General features: G+C 67.3%; 19 protein-coding genes and 2 tRNA genes. 12 read left to right on the top strand and 9 right to left on the bottom strand.

Annotation, left to right across the window (positions count from 1 at the left end):
• Positions 1-57: 57 nt before the first annotated feature.
• Positions 58-390 (bottom strand): rhodanese-like domain-containing protein, encoded by a 333-nt coding sequence (locus NLI01S_RS12460; protein WP_067603881.1) that lies wholly within the window; start codon positions 388-390, stop codon positions 58-60.
• A gap of 78 nt (positions 391-468) precedes the next feature.
• Here NLI01S_RS12460 and NLI01S_RS12455 point away from each other — a divergent pair, with 78 nt between their 5' ends.
• Together NLI01S_RS12455 and NLI01S_RS12450 are read left to right on the top strand one after the other, a co-directional pair.
• Positions 469-1,002, top strand: a complete 534-nt coding sequence (locus NLI01S_RS12455; protein WP_067603879.1) for an SSI family serine proteinase inhibitor — start codon at positions 469-471, stop codon at positions 1,000-1,002.
• A gap of 317 nt (positions 1,003-1,319) precedes the next feature.
• Positions 1,320-3,746, top strand: a complete 2,427-nt coding sequence (locus NLI01S_RS12450; RefSeq protein ID WP_084392545.1) for a beta-xylosidase/alpha-l-arabinosidase — start codon at positions 1,320-1,322, stop codon at positions 3,744-3,746.
• 640 nt (positions 3,747-4,386) lie between these two features.
• On the opposite strand, the gene NLI01S_RS12445 is transcribed toward NLI01S_RS12450, so the two are convergent.
• Positions 4,387-4,469 (bottom strand) — tRNA-Leu (locus NLI01S_RS12445).
• 226 nt (positions 4,470-4,695) lie between these two features.
• Between NLI01S_RS12445 and NLI01S_RS12440 the strand changes: the two genes are divergently transcribed.
• The 8 genes from NLI01S_RS12440 to NLI01S_RS12405 all read left to right on the top strand — a co-directional run bounded on the left by NLI01S_RS12440 (position 4,696) and on the right by NLI01S_RS12405 (position 14,329).
• Positions 4,696-5,460 (top strand): FhaA domain-containing protein, encoded by a 765-nt coding sequence (locus NLI01S_RS12440; protein WP_449289443.1) that lies wholly within the window; start codon positions 4,696-4,698, stop codon positions 5,458-5,460.
• Positions 5,461-5,753: 293 nt separating this feature from the next.
• On the top strand, positions 5,754-6,257 hold the full coding sequence (locus NLI01S_RS12435) for an FHA domain-containing protein FhaB/FipA (RefSeq protein WP_190318455.1): 504 nt from the start codon (positions 5,754-5,756) through the stop codon (positions 6,255-6,257).
• Positions 6,254-7,630, top strand: coding sequence for a Stp1/IreP family PP2C-type Ser/Thr phosphatase (locus tag NLI01S_RS12430; protein WP_067603871.1), 1,377 nt, complete (start codon positions 6,254-6,256; stop codon positions 7,628-7,630). Before NLI01S_RS12435 ends, NLI01S_RS12430 begins: the two co-directional genes overlap by 4 nt.
• 4 nt (positions 7,631-7,634) lie before the next feature.
• Positions 7,635-9,041, top strand: coding sequence for an FtsW/RodA/SpoVE family cell cycle protein (locus NLI01S_RS12425; RefSeq protein WP_067603869.1), 1,407 nt, complete (start codon positions 7,635-7,637; stop codon positions 9,039-9,041).
• On the top strand, positions 9,038-10,498 hold the full coding sequence (locus NLI01S_RS12420; protein WP_067603867.1) for a peptidoglycan D,D-transpeptidase FtsI family protein: 1,461 nt from the start codon (positions 9,038-9,040) through the stop codon (positions 10,496-10,498). The genes NLI01S_RS12425 and NLI01S_RS12420 overlap by 4 nt, the downstream gene beginning before the upstream one ends.
• Positions 10,498-11,994, top strand: a complete 1,497-nt coding sequence (locus NLI01S_RS12415) for a serine/threonine-protein kinase (protein WP_067603865.1) — start codon at positions 10,498-10,500, stop codon at positions 11,992-11,994. The genes NLI01S_RS12420 and NLI01S_RS12415 overlap by 1 nt, the downstream gene beginning before the upstream one ends.
• Positions 11,995-12,101: 107 nt before the next feature.
• Positions 12,102-13,907: a Stk1 family PASTA domain-containing Ser/Thr kinase gene (gene pknB, locus NLI01S_RS12410; protein ID WP_067603976.1), complete on the top strand. Its 1,806-nt coding sequence runs from the start codon at positions 12,102-12,104 to the stop codon at positions 13,905-13,907.
• Positions 13,908-14,074: 167 nt separating this feature from the next.
• On the top strand, positions 14,075-14,329 hold the full coding sequence (locus NLI01S_RS12405; protein ID WP_067603863.1) for a cell division protein CrgA: 255 nt from the start codon (positions 14,075-14,077) through the stop codon (positions 14,327-14,329).
• A gap of 174 nt (positions 14,330-14,503) precedes the next feature.
• Here NLI01S_RS12405 and NLI01S_RS12400 read toward each other — a convergent pair whose 3' ends face one another.
• Both NLI01S_RS12400 and NLI01S_RS12395 read right to left on the bottom strand, forming a co-directional pair.
• Positions 14,504-15,403, bottom strand: a complete 900-nt coding sequence (locus NLI01S_RS12400) for a rhomboid family intramembrane serine protease (RefSeq protein ID WP_190318448.1) — start codon at positions 15,401-15,403, stop codon at positions 14,504-14,506.
• Positions 15,404-15,438: 35 nt separating this feature from the next.
• A complete protein-coding gene (locus tag NLI01S_RS12395) occupies positions 15,439-15,963 on the bottom strand; it encodes a peptidylprolyl isomerase (protein ID WP_067603974.1) in 525 nt (174 codons plus the stop codon).
• Between the two features lie 243 nt (positions 15,964-16,206).
• On the opposite strand from NLI01S_RS12395, the gene NLI01S_RS12390 reads away from it, so the two are divergent.
• Positions 16,207-16,797, top strand: coding sequence for a hypothetical protein (locus NLI01S_RS12390; RefSeq protein WP_067603859.1), 591 nt, complete (start codon positions 16,207-16,209; stop codon positions 16,795-16,797).
• A 49-nt stretch (positions 16,798-16,846) separates the two neighbouring features.
• Here NLI01S_RS12390 and NLI01S_RS12385 read toward each other — a convergent pair whose 3' ends face one another.
• From NLI01S_RS12385 to NLI01S_RS12370, 5 genes are all read right to left on the bottom strand, one after another.
• Positions 16,847-17,497 (bottom strand): DUF1707 and DUF4870 domain-containing protein, encoded by a 651-nt coding sequence (locus NLI01S_RS12385; RefSeq protein WP_067603857.1) that lies wholly within the window; start codon positions 17,495-17,497, stop codon positions 16,847-16,849.
• 291 nt (positions 17,498-17,788) lie between these two features.
• Positions 17,789-18,118: a WhiB family transcriptional regulator gene (locus NLI01S_RS12380; protein ID WP_067603855.1), complete on the bottom strand. Its 330-nt coding sequence runs from the start codon at positions 18,116-18,118 to the stop codon at positions 17,789-17,791.
• A gap of 1,282 nt (positions 18,119-19,400) precedes the next feature.
• Positions 19,401-19,473: transfer RNA gene (locus NLI01S_RS12375), tRNA-Ala, on the bottom strand.
• 239 nt (positions 19,474-19,712) lie between these two features.
• Positions 19,713-19,835 carry a DLW-39 family protein gene (locus NLI01S_RS26380; protein WP_014912962.1) on the bottom strand — a complete coding sequence of 41 codons (123 nt, stop codon included), beginning with the start codon at positions 19,833-19,835 and terminating at the stop codon, positions 19,713-19,715.
• Positions 19,836-20,015: 180 nt separating this feature from the next.
• Positions 20,016-20,849, bottom strand: coding sequence for a helix-turn-helix domain-containing protein (locus NLI01S_RS12370; RefSeq protein WP_084392530.1), 834 nt, complete (start codon positions 20,847-20,849; stop codon positions 20,016-20,018).
• 325 nt (positions 20,850-21,174) lie between these two features.
• On the opposite strand from NLI01S_RS12370, the gene NLI01S_RS12365 reads away from it, so the two are divergent.
• Positions 21,175-21,483 carry a hypothetical protein gene (locus NLI01S_RS12365; protein ID WP_067603853.1) on the top strand — a complete coding sequence of 103 codons (309 nt, stop codon included), beginning with the start codon at positions 21,175-21,177 and terminating at the stop codon, positions 21,481-21,483.
• Positions 21,484-22,444 lie beyond the last annotated feature (961 nt).

Raw genomic sequence — 22,444 nt, 5'->3', positions numbered from 1 at the left:
TGCCACTCAGGAGCCTCCGAGTGGCAGACCTTTGCGCAATCCGTCCGGATTCGGCGCTCAGATCACCCGGGGCTCGCTGTCCGAATCGGTCTCCATGTCCCGTCCGGCCTGCTCCCAGGCCTGCATGCCGCCGGCCACGTTCACCGCGTCCCAGCCGGCCTGGTTGAGCGCCATGGTGGCCTGGGCCGAGCGCCCGCCCGCGCGGCAGACGACGTAGACCTTCTTGTCCTTGGGCACCTCGGCGACACGATCGCCCAGTGCGCCGAGAGGGATGTGCACCGCGTCCGGCGCGTGCCCCGCGTTCCACTCGTCGTCCTCGCGGACGTCGAGGAGGTAGCCGCCCTCGGGTACCTCGCCGACCAGCACCTCTGCGACCTGTCGACCGAACATGTGACCCCCTGTGTCAGGTATGTACAAAGAATGTGAGAACCGGAGGAACCGAGTGATCCGGCTCTCCGTCGAATCGGTATGCGTACGCACACCTTCGCAACGGCCCTGCCGACCCGCCTCGCCGCTCTCGCAGCCCTTGGCCTGCTTATCACGGCCTGCGGCAACGAGCCCGCCGAGGTGGACGCACCCACCCCCGGCGCGGGAGCCCCCGAAGAGACCGAGACCGACGCCACCGACGAAGACGATGAGGACGCCGAGGACACCGACGGTGGCGATGCCGCCGTGGAGCTCGTGATCGAGACCTCGGTGTCCGGTGAGGACGACCTGCCCGTCCAGGAGGGCTTCGAGGAGGGCACGTGGACACTGACCTGCTCGCCCGCCGGGGGTGACCACCCCGACCCCGAGGCCGCCTGCGCCACGATCGACGAGATCGGGACCGAACCGTTCACCATGGACACCTCCGACATGGCGTGCACGATGCAGATCGGTGGCCCCGAAGAGGCCCATGTGACCGGTCACATCGAGGACACCGAGATCGACACCGAGTTCAACAAGCGCAACGGATGTGAGATCGCACGCTTCGGCGACGTCGAGACCGTGATCGCTCACTGATCCCCCACTGACCCGAAGGCTCCGAAGGCTCCGAAGGCTCCGAAGGGGCGGACCGAACACCGGTCCGCCCCTTTTCCATGCGTGGTTCCGTCTGACCGAAAGTTTCGGAAATCCGTCGGTCGCGGGTTCCCCCGACCTCGCCTCATCCACCTCCGATGATGCTTGACGGCCGGGGCTTCTCGGAAAAGTGTGGCCCCTCCTCCGAAGGGGGTTGACCCTGCGGGGACGTGAACGTACATTCACCGGCAACAAGTTTCGCGAAAATTTACGAAACTTTCGGAGCATGCCGGCCCCCCGACGTGCCCCGTGTCCCCACCATGGAAAGGCACTCCTTGACCAGGTCATCCGCCCGCCCCACCGACACACCGCCGGTGCCGGCCGGCCAGCACTGGCAGGACCCCACCGCGACGACCGACGAGCGCGTCGAGTCACTCTTGTCCGCGATGACCATCGAGGAGAAGGTCTCCCAGCTGTACGGAGTATGGGTCCAGGCGAGCTCCGGCGGCGGGCCCGTCGCCCCGCACCAACACGACCTGTCCCAGGAACCCCCCGCCTGGGACGAGGTCGTCAAGGACGGGCTCGGCCAGCTCACCCGGCCGTTCGGCACCGTACCGGTCGACCCCGTCGAGGGTCGCGCCTCCCTGGCCCGCAGCCAACGCGAGATCATGGCCGCCAACCGCTTCGGCATCCCGGCCGTGGCCCACGAGGAGTGTCTGGCCGGATTCGCCGCCTGGACCGCGACGATCTACCCCGTGCCCCTGGCCTGGGGCGCCTCCTTCGACCCACCACTGGTCGAACGTATGGCCGCGCAGATCGGCCGGAGCATGCGCACGGTGGGCGCCCACCAGGGACTGGCGCCCGTGTTGGACGTGGTGCGCGACGCCCGTTGGGGCCGTACCGAGGAGACCATCGGTGAGGACCCCCACCTGGTCGGCACGGTCGCCACCGCCTACGTCCGCGGACTCCAGTCCAGCGGGATCGTGGCCACCCTCAAGCACTTCGCCGGCTACTCGGCGTCCCGTTCGGGCCGCAACCTGGCACCGGTCTCCATCGGCCCCCGCGAGTTCGCCGACGTCATCCTGCCCCCGTTCGAGATGGCGGTCCGCGACGGTGGGGCCCGATCGGTGATGCACGCCTACAACGACAACGACGGGCTGCCGGCCGCCGCGGACGAAGGCCTGCTCACCGGGCTCCTTCGGGACACCTGGGGTTTCGAGGGGACCGTGGTCGCCGACTACTTCGGGATCGACTTCCTGCACAAGCTGCACGGGATCGCCGGGTCCCCGGCGCACGCGGGCTCCTTGGCCCTGTCGGCGGGCGTGGACGTCGAACTGCCCACCGTCCACTGCTACGGGGACCTGTTGGTCGAGGAGATCCGCGCCGGCCGCGTCCCCGAGGCGACCGTGGACCGGGCCGCCCGAAGGGTCCTGCGCCAAAAGTGCGAGCTGGGCATGCTCGATCCGGATTGGTCCCCGGAGGGGGACGGGGACGAGGTCATCGATCTGGACCCGACCGAACACCGCGCGCTGGCCCGCCGGCTCGCGGAGCGGTCCGTGGTGCTGCTCGACAACTCAGGCGCCGCCCTGCCGTTGCCGGAGGCCGGAGACCACGGCGCCGCGGACGTGGCGCTGATCGGCCCGCTCGCGGACACCGAGGACGCCATGCTGGGCTGCTACTCCTTCCCCGCCCACGTGGGGCGCCGCCACCCCGGCACGGAGACCGGGGTCGCCATCCCCACCCTGGCGTCGGCGCTTCGTGACGAACTGCCCGGGCACCGGATCACCCACGCCGAGGGTTGCTCGGTGGACGGCGACTCGGTGGACGGATTCGACGCGGCGACGGAGGCGGCCCGCTCCGCGCGCGTGTGCGTGGTCGCCCTCGGAGATCGCTCCGACCTGTTCGGCCGCGGCACCTCCGGGGAGGGATGCGACGCCACCGACCTGCGTCTGCCCGGGGTCCAGCAGGACCTCCTGGAAGCACTCGTCGACACCGGAACCCCGGTGGTGGCGGTGGTCTCGAGCGGGCGCCCGTACGTGCTGGGGCCGGTGGCCGACCGTCTGGCCGCCGTCGTCCAGACGTTCCTTCCCGGGGAGGAGGGCGGTCCCGCGCTCGCCGGGGTGCTCTCCGGTCGGGTCGAGCCCGGTGGGCGCCTGCCCGTGTCGATCCCCCGGGACCCCGGCGGTCAGCCCGCCACCTACCTGGGGGCACCGCTGGCCGGGAAGAGCCAGGTGAGTTCGGTCGATCCCACCCCGCGCCACCCCTTCGGGCACGGCCTGTCGTACACGGACTTCGAGTGGACCGCCCCCGAGGTCGAGGGCGCTCCGGCCACGGAGACCGCGGTCGAAGTCGCCACCGACGGCGAGGTGACCGTCGGCTGCACCGTCCACAACACCGGCTCCCGGACCGGTTCCGAGGTCGTGCAGCTGTACCTGTCCGACCCGGTCGCCCAGGTGACGCAGCCGGTGCGCCGCATGATCGGCTATGCCCGAGTCGACCTCGAACCCGGACAGGGATCGACGGTGCGCTTCACCGTTCCCGCCGACCTGACCGCCTACACCGGCCGTGACCTGCGACGCGTCGTCGACCCCGGGGAACTCGTCCTCGGTCTGGCCGCTTCCAGCGCCGACGTTCGGCACACCGTACGTGTACGTCTGACCGGCCCCACCCGGGTCGTCGACCACCGGCGTCGACTCGTCTGCGACACCCGTGTGGAACCGCTCCTCGGTCGGACGCCACGTACCTGAGGAGGGGAGCCCGCCTGGGCCCGTTCCCGGGGGGAACCACCGCCTCGCACCTGTGGGCCTACGACCGGCTCACCCAGCGGGGGTCCGGGGTTCCCCCCACCCGCGCGCCGCCTCGTCCGAGGGTTACGTCGTCCTCCACGGTCGAGCCGGTCCGCGACAGGGCCGACAGGGCCGTGGGGTGCGGCATCACCACGTTCAGCGGGCGTCGTTCAATGGACCAGGAGCGCTCGGAGGCGTTTGAACGCACTTTCTCAGAGTGATGGAGGACACTTATCGGACGCCACCCCGCTCACCACAACAAAGGATTTCAGAACGGTCATATGCGGTGGTCTTCAGACCTGGGACCTCGACGGTGCCACCTTGATCCACACCCCGTGACCGGTTCCGGCCCCGGAGGGCGGGTTGCCCCGAACCTAACGATCCAAGATCGTTGATACCGCTTGCCCCCGATTACGGCCCACCCGAAAAGAGCCCCCATGAGCACCATCGACACCATCGGGTGTAGCGCGACAGGAGGTGACGGCCAAGGGCCGCGACCGAGCGGCGTACCGGGAGGTTCAGGAGCTCGTACCGCAGAGGACACGACGAAGACGACCCCGGTCGCAAGCCGAGCTTGCTTCCAGGGTCGTCTATATTCAAGTGGGCGAGGAGGGATTTGAACCCTCACATCCTTTCGGACACACGGACCTGAACCGTGCGCGTCTACCGTTCCGCCACCCGCCCGAGTGACTTATCCAATTATAGTGCCAGGTGATCCGACGTTCTTCCGGTTCGTCCTGGCGACAAGAAAAAGACTAGCACGGGCTGGAGGCGGCTCGCACATCGTTTGTGGACGGCCCCGATCCTGGCCGTCCAACGCCACTGACGGGGGTGCACCTGAGACCAGGGGCGCCTCGGCCCGGTTACGATCGTCTACACATACGGAGTGGAGTACAAAGGGAGGTACCTCGTGGGAGTGCTCCAACGCTTCGAGCGCAGGCTTGAGGGCATGATCGAAGGCACCTTCGCGATGGCCTTCAAGTCGGAGCTCCAGCCGGTCGAGGTCGCGAGCGCCGTTCAACGAGAGATGGACGAACGGGCCGCCATCGTCGCCCAGGGTCGGACACTGGTCCCGAACGACTTCATCGTCGAGTTGTCGGCCAGTGACAAGGAACGCCTGGAGGTGTACGCCGACAGCCTGGGTCAGGAACTGTCGAAGCTGGCCCGTGACTACGCCACCGAACAGGGTTACTCGTTCGTCGGTCCGGTACGGGTGCAGTTCCGCTCGGACGAGGGTTTGAAGACCGGGCGGTTCCGGATCCGTTCCGGTGTCGTTCGCGGGAGCCTGGTGGAGGGCGGTGAGCTCCGCCAGCCGGTGGGCGATCCGGCTCCGGGCTCGGCGCAGCCCCAGACGGGTCGTCCTCGTCTGCTGATCTCCCCCGGTGGGGCGACGGCCGAGGGCAACATCGCCAGCCAGGGCATGCAGCAGTCGTTCGAACTGACCACGCCGGTGACCCTGCTGGGGCGCGGCACGGACTGCGACCTGCGCCTGGTGGACAACGGTGTCTCCCGTCACCACGTGGAGATCCGCGTGGACGGCGACGAGGTCATCCTGGAGGACAGGGGTTCCACGAACGGAACCTTCGTCAACGGGCAGCAGGTCAGGCAGGCACGGCTGGTGGACGGTACCCGGATCAGTCTGGGGCGCACCACCATGACCTTCCGCCGCGACTGACCGCTCCCCCGACAGGTCACCGATTCCGGTCCCTCCCGGACCGCAACCAACCACTTCGCTTCGGCATCTGAAGGTTCGGGTCCGGCGGTGGGCCGACAAGGAACCACTGTCGGAGGATCCGGCCGGGAGGGTAGTCTCCGCGAAGACCTGACCGATCGGGCAAAATGGCCGCGGCCGGCTCTGGGTCGCGGACAGCGACCTGGACTCACCGACCCGAAGGTGGGGCAGACACGGTGGCGGCGCCGATGACCGCCACCCCGGCCGAAGCACGACAGGGGCTGAAGAGCAGTTCGATGTCCAACTTGACCCTCATATTGATCAAGATCGCGTATCTCGCGGTGCTTTGGCTGTTCGTCCTCATGGCGGTCGGCGTTATCAGTACGGACCTCTTCGGACAGTCGAAGAGGAAGTCCCGCAAGAAGAAGCCGCGATCGGCTCCGCGCCCCGCGCCGCGTCGTTCCCCTTCCTCTGCCTCCTCTCAGGGACGTTCACGGGCATCGCGCAACGAGCCCACGGTGCTGGCCGTGACCCAGGGCCCGTTGACGGGGACGACGGTCAATCTGTCCTCCCAACCCATCCTCATCGGCCGCGCTCCCGATTCGACGTTGGTCATCACCGATGACTACGCGTCGGGGCGGCACGCGCGCGTTTACACCGAAAGCGGCCGCTGGTTCGTCGAGGACCTCAACTCCACCAACGGCACCTACCTCGGCCAGCAGAAGCTGAACCGCCCCCAGCCCATCACGGTGGGTCAGCCCATCCGTATCGGCAAAACCGTCCTGGAACTGCGCAAATGACAATCGCTCTCCGATACGCGGCGTACTCCGACGTAGGATGCCTCCGCGAAGGCAACGAAGACTCCGGTTACGCCGGTCAGCACCTCCTCGCGGTGGCCGACGGCATGGGCGGGTACGCGGGCGGAGAGGTGGCCAGCTCGATCGCGATCTCGTCGATCCGCAGCCTGGACACCTCCGACGATCCGCGGGCCGAAGAGATGGCCGAGGTCCTGCAACAGGCCGTCGAGAAGGCCAACGAGTCCCTGGCCCTCCGGATCCGGCAGGAACCCCAGCTCGAGAACATGGGCACCACCCTGACCGCCATGCTGTGGTCGGGTTCACAGGTCGCCCTGATCCACATCGGTGACTCGCGCGCCTACCTCATGCGAGGTTCGCGGTTCGAGCAGATCACCCACGACCACACCTTGGTCCAGACCCTCGTGGACGAGGGCAAGATCACCGAGGAGGAGGTCGCCACCCACCCGCAGCGGTCCCTGATCCTGCGCGCCCTGGACGGCAAGACCCCGGTCGACCCGGACATCTCCATCAGCCGCGCCAAGCCCGGCGACCGCTACATGCTGTGCTCCGACGGGTTGTCGGGCGTGGTCAGCAAGAAGACCATCCACGAGACCCTGGCCACCGAGAGCGACCCGCGCGCGGCCGCCAAGAAGCTCATCGAGCTGGCGATCCGCGGCGGCGGTCCGGACAACATCACCACCGTGGTCGCGGACGTCATCGAGACGGACGGCGACCACGAGGGCCCGACCGTCGGCTCCCAGGTCGTGGGCGCCGCGGACCAGCGTGACGTGGCGACGGGCCCGAACGAGACCAGCCCCGCCAGACGGGCGCAGGAACTTCGCGGCAGCGGCGGCGACACCGCCGAGATGGACCCCATCGACGAACAGGCACCGCCTCCACCCGGTACGTACGGCGCGTCTCCCTTCGAGGAGCGCGCCTACGACGACTACGAGGCCTCGCCCCCTGGCGACCGGGACCCGGAGCCCGAGTACCGGACCCGTAGCTGGTGGCCGATCATCCTCGTCTTCGTCATCGTGGTCGGCGCGATCGCCGGTGGCGGCTACTACTTCGGTAGCCGGTACATCGATGATCAGTACTACGTGGGCGTCTCCGCCGACGGGGAGAACGTCAGCATCTACCGCGGTATCGACACCAACATCGCCGGAGTCGACCTGTCCGAGGAGGTGGAGAGGACCGATCTCCGAGTGGACTCGCTCGCCCCCACCGACCAGGAAGCCCTCCAGAACAACATCGATGCGACAGACCTCGCGGACGCCGAGGCGAAGGTCGAGGACCTGCAAGGCGAGGTCGAGGACTCCGAGCGGACCCGGACCGACTCGGGTGGCCAGGAGACCGAGACCGAGGAATCGGGGTGACCCATTGAGCACCACGAAACCCGAGGCACCAACGGCGCTTCCGCCGGTCAAACGGCGCAACGCCGAGCTGGTCCTGGTCCTCATCACCATCTTCATCATGATGAGCGCGGTAGCGACCGCGGGGCTGAACCTCAACAACCAGGTCCCGGGCGCGATGTGGGGCTATGGCCTCATCTTCGGCGCGCTCGCCCTCGCCACGCACGTGGCGCTGCGGTTCATCGCCCCGTACGCCGACCCCCTGATCCTGCCCTGTGCACTGTTCCTCAACGGGATCGGTGTGGCGATGATCTGGCGCCTGGACGCGGCGAAGTCCGGCGACATCGAGCACGCCGGCATCGGCATGCAGCTGGTGTGGACCGCGGTCGGCATGGTCCTGTGCATCGCGCTGCTGTTCTTCCTGAAGGAACCGCGGATCCTACAGCGGTACACCTACCTGAGCGCCCTGGCCGCGATCGTCCTCATCGCGCTGCCGATGATCCCGGGCCTGGGCATCAGTGAGTTCGGTGCCCGACGGTGGATCGGCATCGGTCCGTTCACCATGCAACCGTCCGAGTTCGCGAAGATCGCACTGGTGATCTTCCTGTCCTCCTATCTGGTCACCAAACGCCAGGTGCTGTCGCTGGCGGCCAAGTCGATCAAGGTCGGCCGGTTCAAGATCCTGGACCTGCCGCGCGCCCGTGACTTCATGCCGATGGTCGTCGGCTGGGTGGCGGCGATCGGTCTGCTGGTCATCACCAAGGACCTCGGTTCCTCGCTGCTGCTCTTCGGCACCTTCCTGGCGATGCTGTACGTGGCCACCCAGCGATCCTCCTGGGTGTTCATCGGCCTCACGGTGTTCATCGGTGCGGCCACCGCGGCGATGTACATCTTCTGGCACTTCCGCCAGCGCGTGGACATCTGGTTCCACGCCTTCGACCAGGAGGTCTACGACCGGCTGGGCGGCAGCATGCAGCTGGTCCAGGGCATCGTGGGCATGGCCTACGGCGGCCTGTTCGGTACCGGGTTCGGTGGCGGCCAGGCGCACAAGATCTTCGCCTCGGACAGCGACTTCATCTTCGCCTCACTGGCGGAGGACCTGGGCCTGACCGGACTCATGACCATCCTGATCGTGATCTTCCTGTTGGTCCAGCGCGGTATGCGCATCGCGCTGGCCTCCCGTGAGCTCTTCGTCAAGATGTTGGCGAGCGGCATCGCCTTCGTCATGTGCTTCCAGGTGTTCGTGGTACTGGGCGGCCTGACCAGGATCATTCCGCTGACCGGTATGACCACACCGTTCCTGGCCGCGGGTGGCTCCGCGTTGATGGCCAGCTGGTTGATGGTCGGTCTACTACTCCGAATGAGCGACAACGCGCGCAGGCCCGCGCCACAGGCCATCCAGGACGAGGGGGCCACACAGGTGATCCGACGATGAACACACCCATCCGACGCCTCAGCGTCTTCTCGATGATCCTGTTCGGTGCCCTGATGGCCCAGCTCACCTGGATCCAGGGCTTCCAGGCCGAAGCCATCCGAGACCACTCGCTCAACACCCGCCAGTACAGCGAGCGACTCACCGAGATGCGGGGACCCATCGTCGTCGGTGGGGAGAACGTCGCCTACTCCGAGAACATCGCCGCCGAGGACGACCCGGCCCGCTACCAACGCGTGTACGAGGGCGGCCCCCTGTACACGCCGGTGGTCGGTTCCTTCCGCAGCTACGGTGCGGACGGCATCGAGAAGAGCGAGAACGCGCTGCTGGACGGCACCGACGACCGGCTCGCGGTGCGCAACTTCCGCGACGTCATCACCGGCCGTGAGCCCGAGGGCGCACGCGTCGAACTCACCATCGACCCCGCCGTGCAACAGGCCGGTTACGAAGGCTTCGAGCAGCTGGGCATGAACGGTGCCGCGGTCGCGATCGACCCGAGCAGCGGGGCGATCCTCGGCTCTGTCTCCTACCCCTCCTTCGACGCCAACGAGGTCGTGAGCATCGAGGAGATCACGGACGCGGTCGCGAACTTCGACACCTTGGCGGCCGACGAGGACCAGCCGCTGCTCAACCGGGCGCTGAGGGAGCGTTACCCTCCGGGTTCCACGTTCAAGGTCGTGACCGCCGCCGCGGCCATGGAGCACTTGGACGCCGGGCCGGACTCCACCATGGACGCTCCGGACACCCTGGAACTCGGTCACCCGCTGCCCAACGCCACACCCGGTGGTACGTGCAACGGCGGGGATCCCGACACCCTGGCGCACTCCATCCAGATCTCCTGCAACACCTCGATGGCCAACTGGGCGATCGAGATGGGCGGTCAGGCCCTGGCGGACCAGGCGGAGGCGTTCGGCTTCCACCCGCAGGTCACCGAGGACGAAATGCAGGTTCCGCTGCCGGTCATCCCGAGCTACGCCCCCGTGGAGGAGGACCGCAACATCCTGGGCCGCGCGGGCATCGGTCAGTCCAACGTGGAGGCGACACCGCTGCAAATGGCGATGGTGGCCGGGGGCGTGGCCAACTCCGGTGAGGTCATGCACCCGTACATGGTGGACTCGGTGCGCGACTCCGACCGCACCGTCGTCACCCAGACCACACCCGAGGTCTACAGCCAGGCCATGAGCGCCAGCACCGCGTCCGACCTGACGGACATGATGGTCCGGGTGACCGGGCCGGACGGCTCCGGAACCAACGGAGCCATCCAGGGCATGGACGTGGCCGGCAAGACCGGTACCGCCGAGACCGGTGGGGAACAGGGCACCCACAACTGGTTCATCGGGTTCGCCCCGGCCGACGACCCCCAGGTCGCGGTCGCGGTCGTCATCGAACACGGTGGCGGCAGCGGTGGCGAGCTGGCCGCGCCGATCGCGCGAAACATGATGGAGGCAGTGGTTCTGTAGTGAACGCCTACGAACCGTCTTCCCGGAACGGTCCCGGTGACCTCACCGGGACCGTTCTGAGCGACCGATATCGGCTCGAGGAGCAGATCGGCTCCGGCGGCATGGGCACCGTGTGGCGGGCGACCGACACCCTGCTCAACCGTTCGGTGGCGGTCAAACTGCTTCATCCGGCCCAGATGGCCGAACCGACCGCGCGTGAACGGTTCCGTACGGAGGGCCGGATCACCGCCGGTCTGTCCCACCCGGGGATCGCGCAGGTCTACGACTACGGCGAGGAGCACGGGCGTGCCTTCCTCATCATGGAGCTCGTGGTCAGCGAACCCCTGTCGCAGGTATTGCGGGAACAGGGGGGGCTGAGCTCGGACCAGACCCTCGACTTCGTGTGCCAGGCGGCCAAGGCGCTGGCCGCGGCGCACGCCCGTGGCGTGGTGCACCGCGACATCAAGCCGGGCAACCTGTTGGTGGCCGAGGACGGACAGCTGAAGCTGACCGACTTCGGCATCGCACGCGGGGACATGTCGGTGACCCTGACCCAGACCGGCATGGTGATGGGCACGGCCCAGTACATCTCACCGGAGCAGGCGTCGGGACGACCCGCGACCGCGGCCTCGGACCTGTACGCGCTGGGTGTGGTGGCCTACGAGTGCCTGGCCGGGCAGCCGCCGTTCACCGGGGACAGTCCGGTGGCGTTGGCCCTGGCGCACACGCGCGACGATCCGCCCTCCCTGCCCGAACACGTCCCCGCGGACATCGACGACCTCGTCTTCTCCATGTTGGAGAAGGACCCGCAGGATCGCCCCTCCTCAGCCGGGGAGGTCGCACACCTGGCCGCGGTGATCCGCTCCAACGCCGGTACCGGGCCACCCACCCCCTCCACCGGATTCAACGGCATGGCCCAGACCAGGGTGGTCGGCGCGGTGCCCGATTTCGGCCCCCGTAGCGGCGCCACCGATCAGGTACGGCGAACCACCGGCCAATCTCCCATACCCCCTGATCAGGGCATGGATTCCACTAGGCTGACGGAGAACCCGGACTCTGGTCGGCGGGTCAGGATGCCGGTCGTGCTCGCGGCCGTGGCCGCGACCGTCCTCATCGTGGGTGCGGCGGTGGCCGGGTTCATGATGGCTGACACCGGAACCGAACCGGTCAACAACAGCGACCGGCCGGCCGTCACCGATGAGTCCCCTGCTCCCAGCCCCAGCGAGGAACCGGAGGAGACCGAGCCGCCCGAGCCCCTCGATCCGGTCCCGGACACCCCTGAGTGGACTCCGCCCCCTCAGGACTGGGACCAGACCGAGGCCCCGGGGCATGGTGAGGGTGAGGAGGAATCCCCCCCGCCAGAGGAGGATGCCACCGATCCGCCCGAGGAAGACGTCCCCGATCCGCCCGAGAACGAGGATCCCGGCGGTGAGAACCCCGGCGGTGAGAACCCCGGCGGAGGTGGCGGCGGAGGCGGAAGCGGAGGCGGCGACGGCGCCAACGGGGAGGGATCCTGATTCCACTGCGAAGACCAGAGCCTGTGACCATGCAATGAGCGAGAGACGCTCAGGGTAGGCGGCGGCCCGCGGGCGGCCACCGGAAGACACGAGGATTAGTGCACGACATGTCCCAGCCCCGGCTCCTCGGCGGACGCTACGAACTCGACACGGTTGTCGGGCGCGGTGGCATGGCCGAGGTATACCGCGCTCGCGACCTGAGGCTCGACCGGCTCGTCGCGATCAAGACCCTCCGACACGACATGGCCCGGGACCACGTGTTCCAGGCACGGTTCCGCCGTGAGGCCCAATCCGCGGCGTCCCTGAACCACCCCGCGATCATCGCCGTCTATGACACCGGCGAGGACATGATCGATGGCGTGTCCATCCCGTACATCGTCATGGAGTACGTGGACGGTCGGACTCTCAAGGAACTGCTCGACGACGAGCGCAAGCTGCTGCCGGAGCGTTCGGCGGAGCTGGTCGACGGCATCCTCAAGGCCCTCGAGTACAGCCATGACAACGGCATCGTGCACCGTGACATCAAGCCGGCGAACGTCATGTTGACCCGCAACGCCGACGTCAAGGTGATGGACTTCGGCATCGCGCGGTCCATGGGCGACGACCAGGCGACGATGACGCAGACGTCGCAGGTCATCGGCACCGCTCAGTACCTGTCTCCGGAGCAGGCCCGTGGCGAGCGCGTCGACCCGCGCAGTGACATCTACTCCACCGGTTGTGTGCTGTACGAGCTGCTCACCAGCCGGCCGCCGTTCACCGGCGACTCCCCTGTCTCCATCGCCTACCAGCACGTCCGTGAAGACCCGATCCCGCCGTCCGAGGTGGACTCGCAGGTCCCGGAGTGGCTGGAGGACGTCACCCTCCGCGCCATGACCAAGGACCGCGAGGAGCGGTACCAGAACGCAGCGGAGATGCGCGCCGACATCCAGCGCGGCATGGCCGGGATGCCCACGCAGGCCGGCACCATGGCCATGGCCGCCGCCGGCGCGACCACGGCGCTTCCGCCCACGAACGACGACCGGTACGACGACTACGACGACGATTACGACGACTACCGGGATGAGAAGAAGGGCGGGAACAAGACGGCCCTTTGGGTCCTGCTCGTCCTGGGTGTCATCGCCTCGATCGGTCTGGTCGTCTTCCTGATGACCCGGGACGGGACCGAGGAGATCGAGCAGGGCACCGTTCCCGACGTGGCCGGCCAATCCCAGGAGGAGGCCGAGTCGGCCCTGATGGCGGAAGGCTTCGAGACCTTCACCGTGGACACACAGGCCGACGACGAGGTCGAGGAGGGTACGGTCATCGAGACCGACCCGACGGCCGGTACGGAGGCCCCGCTCGATGAGTCCGTCGTCATCATGGTCTCCTCCGGTCCCGGCGCCCTGGAGATCCCGAGCGTGGAAGGGCAGACGGAGGCCGACGCGCAGTCGGCCCTGAGCGAGGCGGGCTTCGAGAACGTCACCACCGAGCCGCAGGCCCACGAGACGGTGGCTCAGGGCAACGCGATCGGTACGGATCCGTCCGCCGGCAACGAGGTCGCCCCAGACACCGAGATCACCCTGCGCGTCTCCTCAGGACCCGACCAGGTCGGGGTTCCGGACTTGCAGAACATGTCCCGTGACCAGGCCCAGAACGCCTTGGACCAGGCGAACCTGGTGGCTCAGTTCGAGGAGCAGGAGAACCCGGACCACCCGGTGGACACCGTCATGAGCCAGTCCCCCTCGGCCGGCCAGAACGTGAACACCGGTACCACGGTGACCGTGACGCTCGCCATCGCTCCGGCGGACGACGAACCGTCGGAACCCGAGGAGCCGACCGATCCCGATGAGCCCACGAACGGTCCGGAGATTCCGAGCCCGCCGGATCTCCCGGGCCCGCCGGACGACGGTTTCGCGGTCCCGCGCCGCGGCTAGAGGACGCGGGACAGACATGAGAAGGGCCGTACCCGGCGGGGTGCGGCCCTTCTCGCGGTCATGGGACCGTTGGGGTTTCGGGACCTCCCCGGCGGTGACGCCCGCACCGGCCGGGGCGTAGACTGTGGGCCTATTCCGAACCGCCCCACAGTCCTGGAGCAGCGACCGTGCCCAAGTCCCGCAACGATCGCAAGAAGAAGGCCGTTTACACGCCGCCTCCTTCCAAGGAGCAGCCCAAGGTCAGTCCCCGTTGGCTCGTGCCGACGATGCTGGGCTTCTTCATCGTGGGCATCCTCTGGATCGGCGTGTACTACATCGCGGGTTCCCAGATCCCGTACATGCAGGACTGGCACAACTGGAACCTGCTGATCGGGTTCAGCGGCATCATCGTCGCGGTCATTCTGTCGACCCGCTGGCACTGACCCCCGCCACACCCTGACAACGGCAGGGGCGTTCGCCCCGCCTTGATCCGGTTTTCCACAGAGTTATCCACAGGGCGTGGATAGCTCTGTTCGACGTACTCGAAAGCCGGTTCGACCTGGACATACGTGACGGCCCCCGGAGAGCGCGCTCTCCGGGGGCCGTCACATGAGTGCTCAGACCAGGAACGTCGTCCACAGGCTCGGAGCCACCAGGGTCAGCACCACCAGCAGGACCACGAAGGCCGCCAGGAGCAGGGCGTGCACCAGGGTGCGCCGCCCCGCCGTGGCGTCACGGCCCGGCAGGTAGGCGAAGACCGCCCCGATCAGCAGCCCCCCGACCAGACCACCGATGTGGGCCGTCCAGGAGATGTTGGGGACCAAAAAGGTGATTCCGAGGTTGAGGGCGAGCAGCACCATGATCATCCGCGTGTCCAGCCGCAGCCGTCGACCGATCACGAACACCGCGCCGAAGAGCGCGAAGATCGCCCCCGAAGCACCGACGGAACCCGAGTCGGGTGTGGCGAGCAGACTGAGCACCGAGCCCGCCAGAGCGCCCAGGATCCACAGGGCGAGGAACCGCCCGTGGCCCAGCCACCGCTCCAACTGCGGGCCCAGGATGAACATCGCGTACCCGTTGAACAGCAGGTGGAAGACGCCCGCGTGCAGGAACGCGGCGGTGATGAGTCGATACCACTCGCCGTACTCGACGACGCCGTATCCCCACATGCTGAACAACCCGGTCAACGGCGACATCGTCGCCTGACCGATGGGGTTCGAGGTCCCCAGTTGGAGTACGAAGCCCACCACCATCATGACCAGGATCGTCCAGGTCACGTACGGCTTGGCGACGACCTTGCCCCCGAAGGTGGTCCGGGTGGACCGCACCTTGCGGTTCCCCTCCGCCACGCACGAGGGGCACTGGAACCCGACGGACGCCTCGACCATGCAGTCGGGACAGATCGGTTTCCCGCACCGGGTACAGCTCACCCCGGTCTCCCGGTCGGTGTGCCGGTAACAGGTGCGCGGCGCTCCGGCGCCCGGTGTGGATCCGGAGGGAGGGGGAGAAGCGGTCATGGGCGTCTGGTCACTCCTTGGTTCTCACCGTGTCTTTAACGGGTGATCTCGACGCTGTTGATCACGATGTCCTCGCGGGGACGGTCCTGCGCGTCGGTGTCGACCTTGCTGATGCCGCTGACGATCTCGGCGCCCTCGACGACCTCACCGAAGATGGTGTGGCGACCGTCGAGCCAGTTGGGCTCGGTGACGGTGATGAAGAACTGCGAGCCGTTGGTGCCCGGACCGGCGTTGGCCATCGCCAGCAGGAACGGACGGTCGAAACGGAGGCTCGGGTGGATCTCGTCCTTGAAGGTGTAGCCGGGGCCACCGCGACCGGTGCCCAGCGGGTCGCCACCCTGGATCATGAAGCCGTCGATGACACGGTGGAAGATCGTGCCCTCGTAGAGGCTGTTGTTGGACGGCTTGCCCGTGGCGGGGTCCATCCACTGCTTGGAGCCGTCGGCCAGCCCGATGAAGTTGGCGACCGTCTCCGGCGCCTGCTCCTCGAACAGCTTGACGACGATGGTTCCCTTGGAGGTGTTCAGCCGCGCGGTGGGCTGACCCGTGGAGTCCGACACCACAGTGCCTTTCGATCGAGTGAGATTACGTGCTCACGTTACCGTTCCCTCCACGGCGGTCAGGCAGATCCCGAAGGGCCGCACACAGTGTCGAAACGTAGATCACAGACGCAGAGGACGTATGTTGAGATAACACCCGGATAACGGGGAAGGACGACGAGCAGCACCATCCATGGTCTGACGCGTCGACCATCGGGTGGAGAATCCGTACGAACAGGCGAAACGATCAAAGGAGCTGACGACGTGCCTATCACTGCCAAGCGTCGCAAGGCACGCAAGGAGGCGGAGGTTGCCCTCGCCCGCCTGCAGGACCTGGCCAGGGACCAGGCCGACCGATTCGGCCCCTACGCAGACCAGGCCAGGGACCAGGCGGCCCTGAAGCTCATCCAGGCCCGTGGCTGGACCGCACCTCGGTTGGAGAGCGCCGCGTTGCGTGTCGAGGACACCGTGGCCCCGCGAGTGGCCGGCCTGCTGACCACCGCCGCCCAGCGGATCGACCCCAAGCCCGCACGTCGTGGGCTGCGGTTGTTCCGCGGAGGTGGCCGTCGGATCCCCCGCGGTGTCGTGATCGGCGGCGCCGCCCTGGTCGGCGGCGTGGTCGTGTACTCACTGATCCGCCTGCGCCAGGCCTCCCAGGACGCCGAATGGCAGGAGCACCTGGACCAGGCCCGCGAACAGGTCCGTGAGACCCGCGAGAACCTGGGGGAGAAGGCCGCCGAGGTGGCGGACGAGGCGGCCGAGAACGCCAAGACCGCCTCCGCCAAGACGAAGGAGAAGGTGCGCGCCACCACCGGTGAGGGTCGCGCCAAGGACAACGGCCGGCCCGGCAAGTGATCCTGTACCTCGGGCCCGGGGATCTCCTCCCCGGGCCCGAGGTGTGTCATCACTCCTGGTCGTCCTTGATGAAGCGATAGGTCAGCGGGTAACGCCACCCGTTGCCCATGATGTTGGTCGCCGCCGCCATGACCGGCAGGACCAACCCGCCGATGGCCACGGCGATCAGCAGCAAGACCGGGAGGACCAGGGCCGACAGCACCACACTGCTGAGGATGGCGACGAGCCACCAGAGCTGGAAGTTCAGCGCCTCCAGCGCGTGCCTGCGCATGAAACTCGTGCTGTTCGGACTGACCAACAGAACCAGCAACGGCCCCAGAAGCGGGAAGAAGAACGCCGAGGCGTGACTCAGGCCGGCTCCGACCTTCTCCACCGGATTGTCGGTCCGCATGTTCCGTAGGTCGTTCGGACCACGCTTGCCACCCCGGGACCGTTCCTCCCGGGCCTGCCCGGGAGGCGTGTTCCCGTCGAATCCCTGAACACCCAGGTCCGTGGTGAGCGGGACGAGCTCCGAAGCGACCTTGGCCCGCATCGCCTGGTCGATCCGTTCGTCGAACTCGTCCTCCTCCAGCTGCCCCTTGGCGTATGCCTCGCGCAGGACCTCCGCCACGGCGTCCCGGTCCTGGTGGGTGAGACGTACCTGTGGCCTTGGCTCGTTCGGGACCCATGGCCGCGGGTCCCGCCGGCTCTGCTCTGACATCCCCACTCCCAAAGACTGTGTGGGGCTCGACCGTACGAGGATGATCGCGCCCTCCTCCATAATGCGGCATGGAGACGGGTGCGGATATGGGGGTCGTCCCTGATCCTCCCCTGATCCGCCGGTCCTCCGAAAGGAGGTGGCGGCTTCCGACCATCGGCCCGTCCAGCCGGGTCGGCATGTCGATGAATCGGGTTGGTCCCCTCGCTCCGCGCCCGGCCTCCCTCACGGCCTCGCGCGAGCATCCTCGTCACGATCGGCGTCGGGGCTCCCCTCCCCAACGCCCTCCTCGGGTCAGTGCCCGGCGGCGACGGCCGGTTCGCCGTGCACCGGCTCCTGCTGGGTCCTCTCCTCCTCATAACGCTTCTCGGCGCTGGTGAGGAGGTCATACCAGCTGGTGACGTCCTTGCGACGACGCAGTAGAGCGCGGCGCTCGCGCTCGGTCATACCGCCCCAGACTCCGAACTCGATCCGGCTGTCCAGCGCCTCGGCGAGGCACTGGGTCCGAACCGGGCAGCCACGGCAGATCAGTTTGGCACGGTTCTGCGCGGCACCCTGGACGAACAGTGCGTCGGGGTCGATTTCGCGGCACTTGGCACGAGCCGCCGTCTTCTCATTCCACATGTTGCCCCACTCCCAAGATCAGCATGTGTGGTGATCGAAACCCGCCGACCGGCTGTCGGCGGGCGAGGGGTTCAGCGGACCGATCCGAGGACTTTGCAAGAGGCCGGACGGGGGGCCGTTCGGCTCACCTTCGGGGGTCGTTCGTTTCGGCGTGCTGTGTTCCTCGTTGTCGTTGGTGTCGAAACTACGGATCGTCCCAGTTCACCAACAGACCCCAAGAGGCCTATTTCTCATATGGCCCACTAGGACCATTGCCTCCACTGGAAGTGTCATCATACACACACGGAGAGTCACTACATGTGATAGGAGCCCTCTCCGGGGAAAGGAGGGAAACCTCCCCTTCGGACCATTCTTCCACAACCTTAATGACCTGCGACTTCATGCCATCTCGTGAGCAGGACGCCCCACACGGACAGGCCTGACCGAACCGGGCGGGCAGGACACGAACCCACCCGAACGGACTAGAGAACGCCTTCCGATGACCACACTGCGCAATCCCACCACCCGCCCTTTCCCCACCTGCATGGGGCGCCCAGGAACTACTATTCAGTAACCTAGACAAATGCGCCGGCACGACACCCGGGACCTTCTTTCCAACCGGAAGAAGGTCCCGAAAAATGGTTTTTCCGACGAATTATTCCCAGGGCTCAGTGGCCGGAAGCACGGCCCGGAACTCCCACGTCAGGTCCTCCGGGCCCTGCTTCGCGTCGCCGAACAGCCTCATGTGGTGGTCCGGCTCGAACAGTTTCACCACCGTCAGCCGTCGGCGTTCTCCACGTCCAGATGGGCACCCCGGCGCTCGGGGCTCCGATCGCCCGGTCGGCCACCGGGTCGACCACGCCGTCGGCTCCCACGACGATCACCAGGTCGACGTTGGGGAAGTCGGCCGCGGCCAGGCCGCACCCCGGCACGATGACCCCGTCCCGGGTCCTCTACAGCACCACCGGCGGCCGTCCCGAGAACCATCCGGGTGTAGTCCACCAGGCCCATCTCGACCAGGGTGACTACCACGACCGGCGTGACACCGACGTGGCGAGGAGCTCCTCCGTGTCCACAAGCGTCGCCTCGGCCCGGCGGTGATCCTCGTCGTCGCGTCCGGTGGACAGTGGCCTGGACGCATGGACGGCCGCGAGGGGACGCCTGGAGTCAGGGGGGAGAGGAGTGGCCGCCGGGCGGCTCGAACCGACCACCGGCCCGCGCCGATGGCCCAGATCACACCCGGAAAGACGAAACGACCCTGCCGGCGCGTCGTACGCGCGAGCAGGGTCGTCTCGAAGAGGAGTGGAGCCAAGGGGAGTCGAACCCCTGACCTCCGGTATGCAAAACCGGCGCTCTGCCAGCTGAGCTATGGCCCCGTTTCGGTTCCGGGCCTGACCCGTTCACCATTGCAGAGCATACCCGTATCGGAGGGTGCTCCGGGCGCACATGACAGAGGGCCGGACACAGCACAAAGCCGTGGGTCGCACCACGGGGTTGTCGGCCCACCCACGTCTTCGTGTCACTAGCGGACGCCGGGCGACACACGTGGTGTGCACCGTCGAACCCGCGACGGGAAACCCACCGGCCCCCTGTCGGTGGCCAGGAGGGTCCGCGATCAGCTCTCGCTGGCCGCGGTGGCTTCCGTCCACAGGTCGAGCTCGGCGCGGTCCGCCTGGATCTTGCGGTAGACGGCGAAAGCCCCGAGGGCCACCAGCGCCAGAACGATGATCTTCTTCACTGTCCGGACCCTTTCTCAGTTGGAAAACCGGTCGTACACACGGGCTCCCGCCATTGGGCGAGGGCACCGAGGGCAACTTTATGAGGTTGTCACCTAGCAGACTAGCAAGCTATTGCGGGCGGTCCCTGCCATCGTGGACCGATTCACACCGGGTTTCTCGAGTCGGCCCACTTCGGACCCTCAGGTGAGCAGTGCCATACGGCGCAGAATCCCCTTGGTGGCCTGAGGGTCCACGGCGATGCCGGTGAGCCGGTCCCAGACCCCATGGCAGAAACGGACGGCCTCCTCCGACTCGACGATCGCCCCGCCCTGGGTCGCTTCGACGTAGGCGAGGTCGGCCTCGTCCTCCTCGAACCCCATGATCGAGAACGGGCCGGCCAGCCCGGGGTGGGGCCCGGCCGAGGTGGGGAGGAGCTGCACCGTGACGTGGTCAGAGCCGGTGGCGAGTTCGACCAGGCGCCCCGCCTGTGCCCGCAGCAGGGAGAGGTCCGCGGAGACACGCTGGAGCGCGTCCTCTTCGATCACGGCGTGGTAGCGGCCCAGAGCACCGGATTCGAGGATCTCCTGGCGTTTGAGGTGCGCTGCGACCATGCGTTCGGCACCGTGGTCACCATGGCCGAGGGACCGCGCCACCGTGGCCGTGTAGTCCGGGACCTGGAGCAGGTCGGGGACGAGGATCCCGGCGTAGGTGCGGATGGTGACCGCTCCGGCCTCGTTGCCCACGTAGGCGGAGGAGAGAACGTCCTCGTACTCCGTCCACCAGGGACGAAGTCGGGATTCTCGAACGAGGGTCAAGATGGCCTCTCGTCGACCGCCGGTGACCCCGTAGAGCTTCAGCAGGGCGGAGATCTCCATGACCGAGGGCCACTTACGGATCCCGGTCTCGATGTGGCCGAGTTTGGCCGGCGACCACTCCAACTCCTCGGCCACGTCGTTGAGGGTCATCCCCGACCGCACACGGTGATGGCGAAGTTCGGCGGACAGACGCCGTCGACGGACCGTGGGACTGGTCATAACACTGATCCAATGACGCAGAGTGTCGGAAGTGTCCCTCCAGCGAAACACGATGCCTAGCATCTAGCAATGAGTTTCTAGAAAACCGCTGCGGATTCGATGCAACAAGGGCGACGTGACTCGCTTCTCCTTCGCCGATTCCAGGTATTTGTTACGATGGGTGAGCGAAAGTTCGGTGTTGGGTGGTCACATGACCCACAAGAGGTCGTTCACTCGTCGTGGCCCTCCCATGACGCGTCGGACCCAACCGGGGCGCGCCAGGAGGCGCGTACGATGCAGGAGGTGTCCGCCACGGCGGGCGTACCCGCACATGTAGAGGAAACCCATGAGCTACCCGCTTGACGACGCAGAGCAGCTGATCGCGAACGCGGAGGCGGAGATGCCACCGAGTACCCGGTCCCGTCTCATCGCGAAACTCCGTATGGGTAAGCACATCGACGACGCGGCAGCGGAACTCGGGATCGGCCCCAAACAGGTGTTCTCGACCGCCCGCGTCCTCACCGCTTTCGGCGACCAGCTGGACGCCACCCTCACCGAGCAGCGTGACCCCTCGCTGCCGCACGGCACCGTCACCGGCTACAACAAGCGCTGCCGTTGCCCCGAATGCCGAGCCGCCCTCCAGCAGCGCATCTGACCTCTTAAAGGCCGATGTCCGCTTTCGGCCACCCGTCTCCACCTGCGGCAACGGGTTGTTAACCCAGACTTCTCGAAGCAATACGGTTCTCCGAGGCTTATCAGCCGTGGGTTCTGGGGAGATCGCTGACATGAACGAGCACGTGGACTGGTCGGCGATGAGCGAAGACGATTTCGTTGCGCTGCTGCGGCAGCTCATCGAGGCCCCGGAGGTCGACGAAGACTAGGGGCTGTTTCTCCGCCACGGGCCTGACCTGGCCCGTCGAGTACGACCCGTGCCCACCACGGGTCGGTTCCCCCCACCCCTGCGCCTCACCTGGTGTTATCGGTGGTAGTCGATAGCGGTCGCCGACGTTGTCATGTCGCGGCCGTTGTCGCCGTTGTGATCGTTGTCGTGGCCGTTGTGGTCGTTGTCGTGGTTGGTGGCGCCGTTGTGGTCGTTGTCGTGTCGCGGCCTTGGTCAGGGACGCAGGGGCGTGTTCACGGACCTCAGCAGCCACGACGTCAGTAGCGACGACGGTGGAGAAGGCTCTCCCTACAGCACCCGCACGCGGCTCTGGACCTGGGCTGAGACGGAGTCGAAGCGGGGCTTGGGCAGGGCCTTCTGTCCAGCCCCTGCCCAGGGGCTTGGACAGGGGCTGGTAGACCGCCGGGTACGGTCATGCCTTGGCGCTGGCTCTAGCCCCCTTCAGTGGCCCTACAGGCAACACCTCGTATCACCGCTGGCCGAGGTCATACCGGTGACCTGATGCGCCTACCCATCCCGACCTCCCGGTCACTGCCGGCTTATCCACAGACGTGGAGTTCGGGGTGGTGGTGGGGTTGGTGGGCGTGATCCCATTGATCTTGGGGGAGCCGCTGGTTTCGCCGGTTTCGTGCTGCCCTGGGTGGGCGTGGCGGGTGGTTGGTGGGGCGCCTCGGGTCGTGATCCTGCTGGTTGTTGGGCGGGGTGGGGGAGAATG

It is taken from the genome of Nocardiopsis listeri NBRC 13360 (assembly GCF_001570765.1).
Taxonomy (GTDB): Bacteria; Actinomycetota; Actinomycetes; order Streptosporangiales; family Streptosporangiaceae; genus Nocardiopsis; species Nocardiopsis listeri.
This window is presented reverse-complemented; position numbering and strand designations above follow the sequence as displayed.

What these genes read in the sequence shown, in the direction of transcription:
- pknB (WP_067603976.1), top strand. Translation starts at nt 12,102, where the DNA reads ATGTCCCAGCCCCGGCTCCTCGGCGGACGCTACGAACTCGACACGGTT.
- NLI01S_RS12420 (WP_067603867.1), top strand. Translation starts at nt 9,038, where the DNA reads ATGAACACACCCATCCGACGCCTCAGCGTCTTCTCGATGATCCTGTTC.
- NLI01S_RS12385 (WP_067603857.1), bottom strand. Translation starts at nt 17,497, where the DNA reads ATGTCAGAGCAGAGCCGGCGGGACCCGCGGCCATGGGTCCCGAACGAG.
- NLI01S_RS12365 (WP_067603853.1), top strand. Translation starts at nt 21,175, where the DNA reads ATGAGCTACCCGCTTGACGACGCAGAGCAGCTGATCGCGAACGCGGAG.
- NLI01S_RS12380 (WP_067603855.1), bottom strand. Translation starts at nt 18,118, where the DNA reads ATGTGGAATGAGAAGACGGCGGCTCGTGCCAAGTGCCGCGAAATCGAC.
- NLI01S_RS12430 (WP_067603871.1), top strand. Translation starts at nt 6,254, where the DNA reads ATGACAATCGCTCTCCGATACGCGGCGTACTCCGACGTAGGATGCCTC.
- NLI01S_RS12460 (WP_067603881.1), bottom strand. Translation starts at nt 390, where the DNA reads ATGTTCGGTCGACAGGTCGCAGAGGTGCTGGTCGGCGAGGTACCCGAG.
- NLI01S_RS12370 (WP_084392530.1), bottom strand. Translation starts at nt 20,849, where the DNA reads ATGACCAGTCCCACGGTCCGTCGACGGCGTCTGTCCGCCGAACTTCGC.
- NLI01S_RS12450 (WP_084392545.1), top strand. Translation starts at nt 1,320, where the DNA reads ATGGAAAGGCACTCCTTGACCAGGTCATCCGCCCGCCCCACCGACACA.
- NLI01S_RS12400 (WP_190318448.1), bottom strand. Translation starts at nt 15,403, where the DNA reads ATGACCGCTTCTCCCCCTCCCTCCGGATCCACACCGGGCGCCGGAGCG.
- NLI01S_RS12435 (WP_190318455.1), top strand. Translation starts at nt 5,754, where the DNA reads ATGTCCAACTTGACCCTCATATTGATCAAGATCGCGTATCTCGCGGTG.
- NLI01S_RS12455 (WP_067603879.1), top strand. Translation starts at nt 469, where the DNA reads ATGCGTACGCACACCTTCGCAACGGCCCTGCCGACCCGCCTCGCCGCT.